The following is a 12,782-nucleotide window of genomic DNA, read 5'->3' as shown; positions in this document are numbered from 1 at the left end:
GTCTCCAGTGGGTGGAGACAGCAGAGTGGGGGACATGAACGCCACGACCCTCTACTCGATCGGGGAGCTTTCCCGGCGGACCGGCCTGCCCGTGAGGACCATCCGGTTCTACTCCGATTCGGGGGTGGTGGCGCCGACCACCCGAAGTCCCGCCGGCTACCGGCTCTACGACCTCGACGCACTGCGCCGTCTGGAACTCCTGCACACCCTGCGCGAGCTGGGCATGGACCTGGCCACGATCCGGCGGGTACTGGACCGCGAGCTCTCCGTGACGGACGTCGCCACGGCGCACGCCGACGCGGTGGACGTACGGATCCGGGTGCTGCGACTGCGTCGGAGCGTGCTGCGCGCCGTGGCCGGACGCGGGTCCGATCCCGAGGAGATCAAGCTCGTGCACAAGCTCACAATGCTGTCCGGCGAGGAGCGCCGGCGGCTGATCGACGATTTCATCGACGGCACTTTCGCCACCTTCGCCGCGGCGGATGCCGACCCGGCCGCGGTGACCATGATGCGCGCCGCCACTCCCGAGCTCCCCGACGATCCGTCCGACGAGCAGGTCGCCGCGTGGGTGGAGCTCGCCGAGCTGGCCGGCGACGAGGACTTCCGGGCCCGGATGCGCCGAGCGGCCGTACGCCAGGCCGCCGGGTACGCGCCCGGCATCGAGGCCGGGGCCGGCGGGGAACCGGCGGCCCCCGAGGAGGCGCAGGATCCCGGGGTGGAGCGGTACTGGCGGCTGGTGTGGATCGTCAACGGCTGGCAGGTGGTGGCGGACCTGCTGCCGCCGCACCCCGGCACGCGTCCGGGCCCTGATGGCCCCGCCAACGCGCGATGACCGCGCGGCGCGGTAGCCTGCGCGGCCCGGACCTCCTTACGGGGCATCCGGCCCGGCGCTACAGCCAGCCCTTCTCGCGGGCCACGCGGACCGCTTCGGCGCGGTTGCGGGCCGCCAGTTTCTGGATGGCCGTCGAGAGGTAGTTGCGGACCGTGCCCTGGGACAGGTGGAGCCGGGCGGCCAGTTCCGCGTTGGTCGCTCCCGACTCCGCCGCGCGCAGGACCTCCCGTTCGCGGTCGGTCAGCGGGTTGGCGCCCTCGGCCAGGGCGGCGGCCGCCAGGTTGGGGTCGATGACGCGCTCCCCCGCGAGGACCCTGCGTACCGCGTCGGCGAGTTGTGCGGCCGGTGCGTCCTTGACCAGGAAGGCGGAGGCCCCGGCTTCCATCGCGCCCCGCAGGTACCCGGGGCGGCCGAAGGTCGTCAGGATCACGATCCGCAGGGCGGGAAGTTCGGCGTGCAGGGCCGCCGCCGCCTCGATGCCCGTCATGCCCGGCATCTCGATGTCGAGGAGGGCGACGTTGACGTCGTGGGACCGGGCCGCGGCCACCACCTCGTCGCCGCGGGCGACTTGGGCCACCACCTCGATGTCCGGCTCCAGCCCGAGGAGGGCCGCCAGGGCCTCGCGGACCATGGACTGATCCTCCGCCAGGAGGATCCGGATCGGGCGTGGGGTCATGGCCGTGATCCTAGGGGGACGCGTGCCTCGAGCCGGAAGCCGGCCCTGCCCCGCTCGCGCCGCCCGGCCGGAGCCGCGGTCAGGGTGCCGCCGACCGCCGTCAGTCGTTCCGTCAGACCCGTCAGGCCGTTGCCGGGGGTGCAGGGGCCGGGTGCGCCGTCGTCGGTGACCGTCAGCTCCGCCACCGGGCCCGCCAGGGTCTGCTGGGTGCCCAGGGCGACCGTACAGCGCCTCGCGCCGCTGTGCCGGACCACGTTGGTGACGGCTTCGCGCAGCGCCCAGGCCAGCGCCGATTCGATCTCCTCCGGGAGCTCTCCCGGCCAGTGCGAGGGGAGGTCCGCGAGGATGCCTGCCGCCGTCAGCGCGGTCCGGGCGCCCGCCAGTTCGCCGGGGAGCGTCGGCCGCCGGTAGCCGCTCACGGCCTCCCGTACGTCGACCAGTGCCTGTCGGCTGACCTGCTCGATGTCGGCCACCTGGCGGGCGGCCTCCTCGGGCCGGCCGGGCAGCATCCGCCCGGCCAGTTCGCTCTTGAGCGTGATCAGCGACAGCGAGTGCCCCAGCAGGTCGTGCAGGTCCCGGGCCATCCTCAGCCGTTCCTCGTTGGCGGCGAGCTGCGCCACCGTGGCCCGCGCCTGGCGCAGTTCGATGGTGGTGCGGATCATCGCGCGGACGCCGACCATGGCGAACCCGCCCATCAGGGCGGGGATCAGCAGGCCCGCCAGGTACGCCTTGCCGTCGGGCACCGCGAGGGCCGTGACCGTCAGCAGGGCGGTCGCGCCGGGGACGGTCCAGCGGGAGACCTCCCCTGGGAGGGCGGCCCCGGAGGAGATGGCCACGTAGACGAAGAGCACGAGCCATTCGCGGCCGAGCGTCAGGGAGAGGAGCGCGGCCTGGGCGGCGAGCGCCGTCACCGAGAACAGGACCCGGCGGGTGTCCATCTGCCGGGCGGTGCGGAAGACGAGGGTCAGGTACCAGGTGACGAAGACCGCGAGGCCCAGCCAGCCGAGCAGCCGGACTCCGAGGGGGTGGCCGCCGCTGATCAGGTCGGTGACGGGGGCGCTGAGGTAGAAGAGCCAGATGCTGATCCACAGCGCTTTCACGATCCGCTGCCGGCCGCTCTCCGGCGGGACCCCTGCCCGGGTCGAGCCCGGTACCCCTGTCGGTTCCCCGGCTTCCGCAATGCTGGTCACGGCTCTCACGCCTTCAGGGAGTCCTTGCGGTACAGCCAGGCGGCGGCACCGGTGAACAGTACGAAGTACCCCGCGAGTATGGCCACGTCCTTGGCGTGTGGCGCGCCGCCCAGCTCGATGGCCTGGCCGAGGCCGGCGTAGGCGTGGGTCGGGAGCCATTCGCAGATGGCGCGGAGCCAGCCGGGGAAGTTGGCGGTGGGCATCCACAGGCCGCCGAGGATGGACAGGCCGAAGTAGCAGAGCATCGTGACGGGGCGGACGGTGTCCCCGCTCGCGAGGTAGCCGAGGGCGACGCCCAGGGCGGCGAAGACCAGGCTGCCGGCCCAGATGGAGCCGGTGAGGGCGAGCCACTGCCAGGCCTCGAACCGGACGCCCTTGACGCCCGCGGCGACCGCGAAGACGACGAGGATGGCGGGGAGCGAGAGCACGCCGGCGCTCGCGGTCTTCGCGATGACGTACCCGTGGCCGGGCAGGGTGGTGAGGCGCAGCTGTCGGACCCAGCCGGCCTCGCGCTCCTTGGCGATGCGCTCGCTGTTGCCCATGAGGACGGCGGTGAGGGCGCCGAAGGACGCCATCGCCACCATGTAGAACGCGGGCATGGTCAGGTCCGTGCCCATGACCTTGGTCGTGCCGCTGAGAGTGCCGCCGAGCATCAGGAAGAGGGCGGCCGGGTAGAGGACGGTGAAGAACATGTACTTCTTGTTGCGCAGGGCGCGGATGATCTCGAGTTTGACCAGCTTGGTCGTTCCGGTGTTCTGCATGGTGTTCAGGCCTCCTCGGCCTCGGTGAGGGCGATGAAGGCCTGCTCCAGGCCCAGGCCCGCGACCTCCAGGTTGCGGGGGTGGGCGCCCAGGGCGTACACGGCGTGGACGGTCGCGTCGGCGTCGCTCGACTGGAGCCGGACGGTGTCACCGTGGCGTTCGAAGCCGGTGAGGCAGGGGAGTTCGCGCAGGGCGCGCTCGTCGACCGAGCCCTCGGGGAGGTCGAAGGCGATCCGGCGGGCGCCGGCCCGGGCCTTGATCTCGGCGGCGGTGCCGTCGGCGAGGAGCCGGCCCTTGCTCAGGACCAGCACCCGGTCGGCGATCGCGTCGGCCTCCTCCAGGTAGTGCGTGGCGAACAGGACGGTGCGGCCCTGGGCCGCCTGTTCGCGCATGGTGGCCCAGAAGGCCTGCCGGGCGGTGACGTCCATGCCGGTGGTCGGCTCGTCGAGCACGATCAGGTCGCTGTGGCCGGCCGAGGCGAGGGCGAAGCGCACGCGCTGCTCCTGGCCGCCGGAGAGCTTGTTGACCATCCGGCCGGCGATGTCGCCGACCCCGGCGAGGCCGAGTACCTGCTCGACCGGGTACGGGCGCGGGTGCAGGGCGCAGGTGAGCTCGACCAGTTCGCGTACGGTCACCTCCTCCATCAGGCCACCGGTCTGCAGCATCGCGCCGACCCGGCCGGCCGCGATGGCCTCGCGGGGGGTGGTGCCGAAGAGCCGGACGGATCCGGAGTCGGCCGGGCGCAGGCCGAGGAGCAGGTCGAGGGTGGAGGACTTGCCGGCGCCGTTGGGGCCGAGGAGGGCGACGGTCTCGCCCGGGTGCAGGTCGAGGGAGAGCCCGTCGACGGCCCGGACCGGGCCGTAGCTCTTGGTCACGTTCTCGAAGCTCACCACGGCCGCGCCCGGGGCGCCGCTGCCGGGGCCGGGTTCCGTGGCGGCGCTGGACTGCGTCGCGGTCTTCGTCTTCATGGCTCAAGGCTCCCGGGTACGGGGGTCCGCGCGGCAGTGTCCCGCGTCGTGTGAGCCGCATGACCGATGTCATGCGGTTCGGTAGACGCGGATGCGCCGGAGCCCCTCCCCGGCATCCGGGGAGGGGCTCCGATCCGAGCTCACGGGTGCGTGCGCACCGGTCAGTTCGGGTTGGTGTCGATGACCTCGGTCCGCTCGGCGGTCGTCTTGCCGCGCAGCGCCTTGCCGAGGGCGCCGGCGACGTCCTGCGGGGTGATGGCGGTCTTCTTGCCGGTGCCGCGCATGATGAGGACGCCGTCGAAGGTGTTCCCGTAGGTGGTCTTGAGGGCTTCCAGGTCGTACTTCTCGACGAGGTGGCCTTCCACGACCTGCATGCTCAGGATCTTCGGCAGGGACTTGGCGCCGAAGGGGATGGACTTGGCGCCCGCCTTGATGAGGACCGGCGCCGACATCGCGGGCTCGGCGAACTCCTTCATGGCCCGGTCCAGTTCGTCCTTGCCGACGACCGGGTCCTTGGTGGCGACGGGGAGGTCGACCGGAGTGGATCGGCCGCTGGCGACCATGTCGCGGAAGGCCTTGGTGACCGGGCCGACGGAGCTGTCCACGTCGAGCATGGAGCCGGGCTTGCCGGGGACGGCGACGGCCTTGCCGGTGTCGAAGGTGATGGTGGCCTCGGTGGGGGCGCCGGCGGTGCCGGCCACCTCCTGGAGGGCGACCCGCAGCTTCTCCTCGTCGATGGGCATGACGGCCTCGGCCTGGCGCTCGCTGCCGAACAGGGAGCCGATGACCGTGACGGGGTTGTAGTCGCTGCCCGCCGCGTTACGGACGGTGGTCTGGCCGTCCAGGCTCAGGCCGGCCTTCTCGGGCTTGAGCTCGACCGGCTTGCCGCCGACGGTGAGCTGGAGCGGGGCGGAGGCGCGGTTGCCGAAGGCCGTCTGGAGCTTGGCGACGGCCTCGTCGCGGGTGCCGCTGATGTCGACGCCCATGACGGTCGTGCCCTTGGGGACGTCGGAGTGGTTGAGGAGCAGACCGGCTCCGTAGGCCACGCCGAGCAGCGTGAAGAGGGCGCCGCCGAGGAGGACCAGCTTGTTCCGGCTCTTCTTGGCGGGCCGGGCCGGCGCCTTGCCCTTGTTCGCGGGCGCCGGGGCGGCCGCGCCCTGCCCCGCGGCGCGGGCGCCGGGTGCGGGCTGCGGGTGTCCGGCGGAGTCCAGCTCGGGGCCGGGCCAGCTCGGCGCCTGCGGACCGCCCAACGGTACGGAACCCAGCTCGGGCCCACCGGTCGGACCGGCCGGGCCGCGGCCGGTGCCGGGCCAGGCGGGGGCGGGCGGGACGGGAGCTCCCAGGGCCTGGGCCACGGGACCGGAGCCGGGGCCGTACGCGGCTCCGGCGACGGGCGGCGGCCCGGGCGGACCGGCGGGACCGCCGCCGGGGCCCTGCATGTGGCCCTGCCCGGGGCCCTGCATGTGGCCCTGCCCGGGGCCCTGCATGTGGCCCTGCCCGGGGCCCGCGGGACCGCCCGGACGGGGGCCGCCGGGTCCGGCGGGAGGCGCGGGGTAGCCGGGGCCGGGGCCGGCGCCCGGCCCGGTGCCGACGCCGGGGCCGCCGGGGCCGGGGCCCATCGGCGCACCGGGGCGCGGTCCCGCCTGAGGCTGGGGGTAACCCTGCGGGGGCGTGTCGAAGCGCTGGCCGCCGGCCGGGGCCGGGGCGGGCATCGGGCCGGAGCGGGGGCCGCCGGGGCCGGGGCGCGTCGGCGCGCCGGGGCGCGGTCCTGCCTGAGGCTGGGGGTAGCCCTGCGGGGGCGTGTCGAAGCGCTGGCCGCCGGCCGGGGCGGGGCCGGGGCCCGGGTCGGGGCCGGAGCCGGCCTTGCGCGGGGCGAACCAGTTGCTGGCCGCCTCGTCTCCGGGACCCTGCTCGGGTGCGGGAGCCGGGGCGGGAGCGGGCTCGGGCTCGTACCCGGCCTCGGATTCGGGCATGGACTGGCGTACGACCACGGGCGGAATCGGCCGCGAACCCGGGATGTTGATCCGGATCCGGGTCGTCAGCTGGGTCTCCGTCTTCGGCCCGTCGGAATCGGGTGTGGACGGCTTCGCGGGCGGTGCGGTCACTGAACTCTCCTCCGGGATGGTCGCCGTGCCCGGACCGGGTGGCACTGTCGTGGACGGATACTGGCCTGATCCGTACGGCTGCGCACCCGAGGGGTACGCAGCTCCTCCGGGCCCGTTGGGCCCGGAGGACGGACTGTCAGTTTCACGGCTCACGTCAGATTCTCCCGATCGGCTCCGCCGCCCGTCATAGCGTGCGCGGGCAGCTCGGCGGCCGGTCCACCATACTGGCCGCCGCCCGCGCGCACCCGGCGGCCGAGTGCGAAGGGTCCCCCCGGACCGCCTGCGTGCCCCCTGCGCGCACCCTTTGAGCACCCGTCGCCCGGCTCGCGGAGGTCCGCGCAAGGACTGGCCGAGGGGCCCGTCAAGGCGTCGTGGGCGGCCGACACCACGTCACTTGGCGTTCCGGGCGGCCGAAAGCGGCCGGTCGCCCGGGCCGCTCATCGTGGCGCACATCACAGCAAGCACCACACCACCCAAAAGGTAGGCGTACATGCCGATTCCGGACGAACCGAGCAGGAAGTCTCCCTCCGGCCGGGGTACTCCGAGGATCACGTAGGCGAGGAACCAGCCGAGGGTGCTCGCCCCCACGCCGATGCCGGTGCCGAGGGCGATCCGGGCCCCGAGGAACAGGCCGAAGAGCGCGAGGAGCGCGAGCGCCAGTCCGCCCGGGAACCACAGGTCGACCACGAGCCAGCCGGCCACGCCGGTCAGCACCCCCGCCGCCAACAGGCCCAGCAGGGCGGCGATCCGGCCCGGGTTCCACGTACCGCTCATGCCCGTACCCCCGCGAAGAGGTCGCGTTCACGTTCGCCCGCCGGGCTTCCCGGCCGGCCCGCGGCCAACTCGTAGTACTCGCGGGTGAACAGCGGCTGCGCCAGGTCGTTGGAGAGTGCGAAGAAGGGCCCGTCCACCGCGATCTGGGTGGCGTGGGCCCGCATCGCGGCGGTCTTGGCCGCCACGAACCCCTGTTCCGCGGCCTCGTCGCCGCCGATCTCGGCGGTGATCCGGTCGTCGGCCACCACTCCGGGCACGTCGTCGGGCTCGGCCAGCCCCGGGAAGGGCGCCTTGCCCCCGCCCGCGCGCAGCCGGTCGAAGCCCTCGTCGACGACCGAGCGCGGGACGCGGTTCCAGTAGAGCTTCTCGATCGCGTGCGGTGCCCCGAGGTCCCGGCGGTACGTGGGCTCCGCGGCCAGTTCGACGGCGCGGGTCGCGACGCGGTGGGCCTGGATGTGGTCGGGGTGGCCGTAGCCGCCGTCCGGGTCGTAGGTGACGAGGACCTGGGGGCGCAGCTCGCGGATCACCTCTACGAGGTACCCCGCGGCCTCGTCCACGTCGGCGGACCAGAAGGCGCCGGGCCTGCGGTTCTGCTCGGCGCCCATCATCCCGGAGTCCCGGAAGCGGCCGGGGCCGCCGAGGAAGCGGTGGTCGGCCACGCCCAGTTCGCGCATGGCGTCGGCGAGCTCGCCGATGCGGTGGGTGCCGAGGGTGTCGTCGCGGTCGGCCGCCAGGTGGGCGAGTCCCGGCGGGATGACCTCACCCTCCTCGCCGAGCGTGCAGGTAACCAACGCGACATGGGCGCCCTCGGCCGCATACTTGGCCATGGTGACGCCGTTGTTGATCGACTCGTCGTCCGGGTGCGCGTGCACCAGCAGGAGCCGACGGGCGGGAAGACCGTTCATGGGGGCAAGCCTACGAGGACCGCCCCCGGTAACCCCACACGGCGTCCTCGCGGCGCCCGCGCTCCCTAGAACTTGAGGCCGCTGATCATGCTCGCCACGTTGGAAGTGAGCTGGGAGAGCGTCGGAGCCACGGTCGAGCTCGCCAGATAGAAGCCGAGCAGTACACAGACCACTGCGTGACCCGCCTTCAGGCCCGAACGCCGGACCAGCAGGAAGACGACGACTGCCAGCAGCACCACGGCCGAGATCGATAGTGCCACGGCGTTTCACCTCCACGTCGAGCGGACATCGGGGTCACGTACTCGCAACTCGGTGCTCGGCAGAGTCATACCCACCGTGCGCTACGGATCATAACTATCCGTACCTCCACATCGATCGATTCCGGCAGCACGAGGGGCGCACGCCGCGCACGTCCGGGCTCACAGAAGTGCCGGCCGGGGAGGTTGTACGCCTCCCCGGCCGGCTGTCGGCACCCGCACGGCCGCACGGAGTCCAGGCTGCCCGGCCCAGATCTCGGGACAGAAACGGTCAAGTTGCCTGCATGTAAACCGAGTTGTGATGGACCTGTGGTGCCGCACGCAGCTGTGGCCAGAAATGAGCGGTGCCGGGGGCTCTCAGCTCACTCCTTGGTCGGTGCTCCCGGCGGCGGGACCGCCGGACGCTCGGACGCGAAGTGACAGGCGGAGGGGTGGGCCGCCGGGCCGCCCGGGAGGAAGGCCGGGATCTCCAGGAGCGGGACCTCCGACGCGCAGCGCGCCTCGGCCTTCCAGCAGCGGGTGCGGAAACGGCAGCCCGAGGGCGGGTTGGCCGGGGAGGGCACGTCGCCGGAGAGGATGATCCGGTCGCGGCCGGCGCGGGCCGCCGGGTCGGGGACCGGGACGGCGGAGAGCAGCGCCTGGGTGTACGGGTGGGTCGGGTGGTCGTAGATCTGGGTGTCGGTGCCGATCTCGACGATCCGGCCCAGGTACATGACGCCGACCCGGTCGGAGATGTGCCGGACGATCGAGAGGTCGTGCGCGATGAACACGTAGGAGAGGTCGAACTCGTCCTGGAGCCGCTCCAGGAGGTTGATCACCTGGGCCTGTACGGAGACGTCGAGGGCGGAGACCGGCTCGTCGGCGACGATGATCTCGGGCTTGAGGGCGAGGCCGCGGGCGATGCCGATGCGCTGGCGCTGGCCGCCGGAGAACTGGTGCGGGTAGCGGTTGATGTACTCCGGGTTGAGGCCGACCACGTCGAGGAGCTCTTGGACCTTGCGGCGCCGGTCGCCCTTGGGGGCCACCTCGGGGTGGATCTCGTAGGGCTCGCCGATGATGTCGCCGACCGTCATGCGCGGGTTCAGGGAGGTGTACGGGTCCTGGAACACCATCTGGATGTTGCGGCGCACGGCCTTCAGCGCCTTGGCGGACAGCTTGGCGAGGTCCTCGCCCTTGTACGTGATCGCGCCCGCCGTCGGGCGTTCCAGGTTGACCAGCATCTTGGCGACGGTGGACTTGCCGCAGCCCGACTCCCCCACGATGCCGAGGGTTTCGCCGGCCCGCAGGTCGAAGGAGACCCCGTCGACGGCCTTGACCGCGCCGACCTGTTTGCGGAAGAGGATGCCCTGGGTCAGCGGGTAGTGCTTGACCAGGTCCTCGACCACGAGGATGGACTCAGCCACCGAGGCACTCCTTCCAGAAGAAGCAGGCGCTGGCCCGGTCCGGTCCCACGTCGGCCAGCGGCGGTACGTCGGCGCGGCAGACGGCCCGCGCCATCGGGCAGCGCGGGTTGAAGGCGCAGCCCGGCGGAATGGCGAGCAGGTTGGGCGGCAGGCCCTTGATGGCGTAGAGCTCCTGGCCCTTCTGGTCCAGGCGCGGGATGGAGTCGAGCAGGCCGCGGGTGTAGGGGTGGGCCGGGTTCCGGTAGATCTCGTGCACGGGTGCGGTCTCGACGATCCGGCCGGCGTACATGACCGCGATCTTGTCGGCCACGTCGGCGACCACACCGAGGTCGTGGGTGATCAGGATCAGGCCCATGTTGAGCTCGCGCTGCAGCTCGGCGAGCAGGTCCATGACCTGGGCCTGGACGGTGACGTCCAGGGCCGTGGTCGGTTCGTCCGCGATGATGAGCGAGGGTTCGAGGGCCATCGCCATGGCGATCATGATGCGCTGGCGCATACCGCCGGAGAACTGGTGCGGGTAGTCGCCCACCCGCTCCCGCGCCGCCGGGATCTTCACCCGGTCCATCAGCTCGACCGCCTTGGCCCGGGCGTCCTTGCGGGACATCCCGCGGTGGACCTCGTACATCTCGCCGAGCTGCGCGCCCACGCTCAGCACCGGGTTGAGGGAGGACAGCGCGTCCTGGAAGATCATGGCCATCCCGGCGCCCCGGATCTTCCTGCGGTCCTCCTCCTTCATCTTCAGCAGGTCCTCGCCCTTGAAGAGGATCTCGCCGCCCGCGATGCGCCCCGGTGGCATGTCGAGGATGCCCATGACGGCCTGGGCGGTGACCGACTTGCCTGAGCCGGACTCGCCGAGCACGGCGAGGGTCTCCCCTTCGGCCACGGAGTAGTTGACCCCGTTGACGGCCTTGGCGACTCCGTCCCGCGTCTTGAATTCCACGTGCAGGTCGCGCACTTCGAGCAGCATGTGCGGGGCTCCTCAGCGCAGTTTGGGGTCGAGGGCGTCGCGCACCGCGTCGCCGAGCATGATGAAGGCGAGCACGGTGATGCTCAGCGCGCCCGCCGGGTAGAGCAGCATGTGCGGGGCGTTGCGGATCTGGGAGGCGGCGTTGGAGATGTCGATGCCCCAGGAGACCGTGGGCGGGCGCAGGCCCACGCCGAGGAAGGACAGGGTGGCTTCCAGGGCGATGTAGGTGCCGAGTGCGATGGTGGCGACGACGATGACGGGCGCGATGGCGTTGGGCGCCACGTGCCGCAGCAGCATCCGGGCGTTGCCGGCGCCGAGGGCCCGCGCGGCCTGGACGTAGTCGTTCTGTTTGGCGGTGATGACCGAGCCGCGGGCGATGCGGGCCAGTTGGGGCCAGCCGAGCAGCACGATGAAGCCGACGACGGGCCAGACGGTGGTGCTGGTGACCACGGACAGGAAGACCAGGCCGCCGAGGACCACCGGGATGCCGAAGAAGATGTCGGCGGCCCGGGAGAGCAGCGCGTCGCCCCAGCCGCCGAAGAACCCGGCGAGCCCGCCGAGCGCGGAGCCGATCAGGGCCGCGCCGAGGGTGGCGCAGACGCCCACGGTGATGGAGGCGCGGGCACCGTAGACGGTACGGGTGTAAACGTCGCAGCCCTGGGTGTCGTAGCCGAAGGGGTGGCCCGGGGAGGAGCCCTGCTGCGATTTGGACAGGTCGCACTGGAGCGGGTCGCCGCTCGCGATGAGCTGGGGCCAGATCGAGATGACCACGAGGAAGAGGATGAGCAGCGTGGAGACGATGAAGACGGGGTTGCGGCGCAGCTGGTGCCAGGCGTCGGACCACAGGGAGCGGGCCTTCTCCTGCGGGCCGGCGGGCGGGCCCGCCCCGAGCTCCTTCTCCAGGCTCTCGCCCTCCTCCAGGGCGAGATCCATGGCCCCGCCCTGGCCGGTGGGGGCGATGGCCTCGCGGGGGCCGGGACGCAGCGGATCGTAGGCGGGGCGCTCCGGATCGGGCTCAGGCATAACGGATCCTCGGGTCCAGGACCGCGTAGAGCAGGTCGACGAGCAGGTTCGCCAGCAGGAAGACGATCACGAGGATGGTCACGAAGCCGACCACCGTCGGGGAGTTGTTGCGCAGGATGCCCTGGTAGAGCTGGTAGCCGACGCCGTGGATGTTGAAGATCCGCTCGGTGACGATGGCCCCGCCCATCAGGGCGCCGATGTCGGTGCCGATGAAGGTGACCACGGGGATCAGCGAGTTGCGCAGCAGGTGGCGGGTGATGACCCGGCGCCGGGGCAGGCCCTTGGCCACGGCGGTGCGGACGTAGTCGGCCTTGACGTTCTCGGCGATGGAGGTACGCGTCAGCCGGGTGACGTAGGCGAGGGAGACCAGCGCGAGCACGATGCCGGGCAGGATCAGCTCGCTGAAGGGGGCGTCCGGGGAGACGGTGGGCCGCACCCAGCCCCATTTCACGCCGAAGAGGAACTGCAGCAGATAGCCCGTCACGAAGGTGGGCACCGAGATGACCACGAGGGTGAGGACCAGCAGGCTGGTGTCGATGGACTTGCCGCGCTTTAGGCCGCTGACCACGCCGAGGGTGATGCCGACGACGATCTCGATGGCGATCGCGACGATGGTCAGGCGCAGGGTCACCGGGAAGGCCGAGGCCATGAGCTCGGTGACCTTCTGGCCGTTGAAGGCGGTGCCGAAGTCGCCCTGGAAGATCTGGCCCATGTAGTGCAGGTACTGCTTCCACAGGGGCTGGTCGAGGTAGAGGTCCTTGCGGATGCGCGCGGCGGTGGCGGGGTCGGGGGCCTTGTCTCCGAAGAGGGCGGCGACGGGGTCACCGAGCGCGTACACCATGAAGAAGATCAGGAACGTGCTGCCGATGAACACGGGGATCATCTGGAGCAGTCGCCGGATCACATAACGTCCCATGGACT

General features: G+C 72.1%; 13 protein-coding genes. 1 reads left to right on the top strand and 12 read right to left on the bottom strand.

The genetic code is table 11. The features are described 5' to 3' along the window. Positions 1–34: 34 nt before the first annotated feature. Positions 35–832 carry a MerR family transcriptional regulator gene (locus OTB20_RS16425; protein ID WP_267818243.1) on the top strand — a complete coding sequence of 266 codons (798 nt, stop codon included), beginning with the start codon at positions 35–37 and terminating at the stop codon, positions 830–832. A gap of 58 nt (positions 833–890) precedes the next feature. Here OTB20_RS16425 and OTB20_RS16420 read toward each other — a convergent pair whose 3' ends face one another. The 12 genes from OTB20_RS16420 to OTB20_RS16365 form a co-directional block, all read right to left on the bottom strand. Further along, a complete protein-coding gene (locus OTB20_RS16420) occupies positions 891–1,508 on the bottom strand; it encodes a response regulator (RefSeq protein ID WP_267757451.1) in 618 nt (205 codons plus the stop codon). Next, the gene (locus tag OTB20_RS16415) at positions 1,505–2,611 is read right to left on the bottom strand and encodes a sensor histidine kinase (protein ID WP_420716422.1); all 1,107 of its coding nucleotides are present in this window, start codon (positions 2,609–2,611) and stop codon (positions 1,505–1,507) included. The genes OTB20_RS16420 and OTB20_RS16415 overlap by 4 nt, the downstream gene beginning before the upstream one ends. A 92-nt stretch (positions 2,612–2,703) precedes the next feature. After that, positions 2,704–3,459, bottom strand: a complete 756-nt coding sequence (locus OTB20_RS16410) for an ABC transporter permease (protein ID WP_267818242.1) — start codon at positions 3,457–3,459, stop codon at positions 2,704–2,706. Between the two features lie 5 nt (positions 3,460–3,464). Beyond that, positions 3,465–4,427, bottom strand: coding sequence for an ABC transporter ATP-binding protein (locus OTB20_RS16405; RefSeq protein WP_420716413.1), 963 nt, complete (start codon positions 4,425–4,427; stop codon positions 3,465–3,467). A gap of 161 nt (positions 4,428–4,588) precedes the next feature. After that, entirely contained in the window at positions 4,589–6,685 is a 2,097-nt protein-coding gene (locus OTB20_RS16400) for a peptidoglycan binding domain-containing protein (protein ID WP_267818241.1), read from the bottom strand. A 237-nt stretch (positions 6,686–6,922) separates the two neighbouring features. After that, the gene (locus tag OTB20_RS16395; protein ID WP_267818239.1) at positions 6,923–7,306 is read right to left on the bottom strand and encodes a DUF6113 family protein; all 384 of its coding nucleotides are present in this window, start codon (positions 7,304–7,306) and stop codon (positions 6,923–6,925) included. Continuing rightward, positions 7,303–8,211 carry an N-acetyl-1-D-myo-inositol-2-amino-2-deoxy-alpha-D-glucopyranoside deacetylase gene (gene mshB / locus OTB20_RS16390; RefSeq protein ID WP_267818238.1) on the bottom strand — a complete coding sequence of 303 codons (909 nt, stop codon included), beginning with the start codon at positions 8,209–8,211 and terminating at the stop codon, positions 7,303–7,305. Before mshB ends, OTB20_RS16395 begins: the two co-directional genes overlap by 4 nt. Positions 8,212–8,276: 65 nt before the next feature. After that, complete coding sequence (locus OTB20_RS16385) at positions 8,277–8,471, bottom strand: hypothetical protein (protein WP_266904827.1); 195 nt, start codon at positions 8,469–8,471, stop codon at positions 8,277–8,279. Positions 8,472–8,830: 359 nt separating this feature from the next. Then, complete coding sequence (locus OTB20_RS16380; RefSeq protein ID WP_267818237.1) at positions 8,831–9,871, bottom strand: ABC transporter ATP-binding protein; 1,041 nt, start codon at positions 9,869–9,871, stop codon at positions 8,831–8,833. Then, positions 9,864–10,838, bottom strand: a complete 975-nt coding sequence (locus OTB20_RS16375) for an ABC transporter ATP-binding protein (RefSeq protein WP_267757442.1) — start codon at positions 10,836–10,838, stop codon at positions 9,864–9,866. Before OTB20_RS16375 ends, OTB20_RS16380 begins: the two co-directional genes overlap by 8 nt. Positions 10,839–10,850: 12 nt before the next feature. Beyond that, a complete protein-coding gene (locus OTB20_RS16370; protein ID WP_267818235.1) occupies positions 10,851–11,861 on the bottom strand; it encodes an ABC transporter permease in 1,011 nt (336 codons plus the stop codon). Further along, complete coding sequence (locus tag OTB20_RS16365; RefSeq protein ID WP_267818233.1) at positions 11,854–12,777, bottom strand: ABC transporter permease; 924 nt, start codon at positions 12,775–12,777, stop codon at positions 11,854–11,856. Before OTB20_RS16365 ends, OTB20_RS16370 begins: the two co-directional genes overlap by 8 nt. Positions 12,778–12,782: the final 5 nt, after the last annotated feature.

It is taken from the genome of Streptomyces sp. H27-H1 (genome assembly GCF_026627445.1).
Taxonomy (GTDB): Bacteria; Actinomycetota; Actinomycetes; order Streptomycetales; family Streptomycetaceae; genus Streptomyces.
Note: the sequence above shows the minus strand (reverse complement) of the source record. Positions and strands in the feature narration are given on the sequence as shown.

Bases quoted from the DNA above. Each gene is read 5' to 3' on its own strand.
- OTB20_RS16425 (WP_267818243.1), top strand. From the start codon at position 35: ATGAACGCCACGACCCTCTACTCGATCGGGGAGCTTTCCCGGCGGACC.
- OTB20_RS16420 (WP_267757451.1), bottom strand. From the start codon at position 1,508: ATGACCCCACGCCCGATCCGGATCCTCCTGGCGGAGGATCAGTCCATG.
- OTB20_RS16410 (WP_267818242.1), bottom strand. From the start codon at position 3,459: ATGCAGAACACCGGAACGACCAAGCTGGTCAAACTCGAGATCATCCGC.
- OTB20_RS16405 (WP_420716413.1), bottom strand. From the start codon at position 4,427: ATGAAGACGAAGACCGCGACGCAGTCCAGCGCCGCCACGGAACCCGGC.
- OTB20_RS16395 (WP_267818239.1), bottom strand. From the start codon at position 7,306: ATGAGCGGTACGTGGAACCCGGGCCGGATCGCCGCCCTGCTGGGCCTG.
- mshB (WP_267818238.1), bottom strand. From the start codon at position 8,211: ATGAACGGTCTTCCCGCCCGTCGGCTCCTGCTGGTGCACGCGCACCCG.
- OTB20_RS16375 (WP_267757442.1), bottom strand. From the start codon at position 10,838: ATGCTGCTCGAAGTGCGCGACCTGCACGTGGAATTCAAGACGCGGGAC.
- OTB20_RS16370 (WP_267818235.1), bottom strand. From the start codon at position 11,861: ATGCCTGAGCCCGATCCGGAGCGCCCCGCCTACGATCCGCTGCGTCCC.
- OTB20_RS16365 (WP_267818233.1), bottom strand. From the start codon at position 12,777: ATGGGACGTTATGTGATCCGGCGACTGCTCCAGATGATCCCCGTGTTC.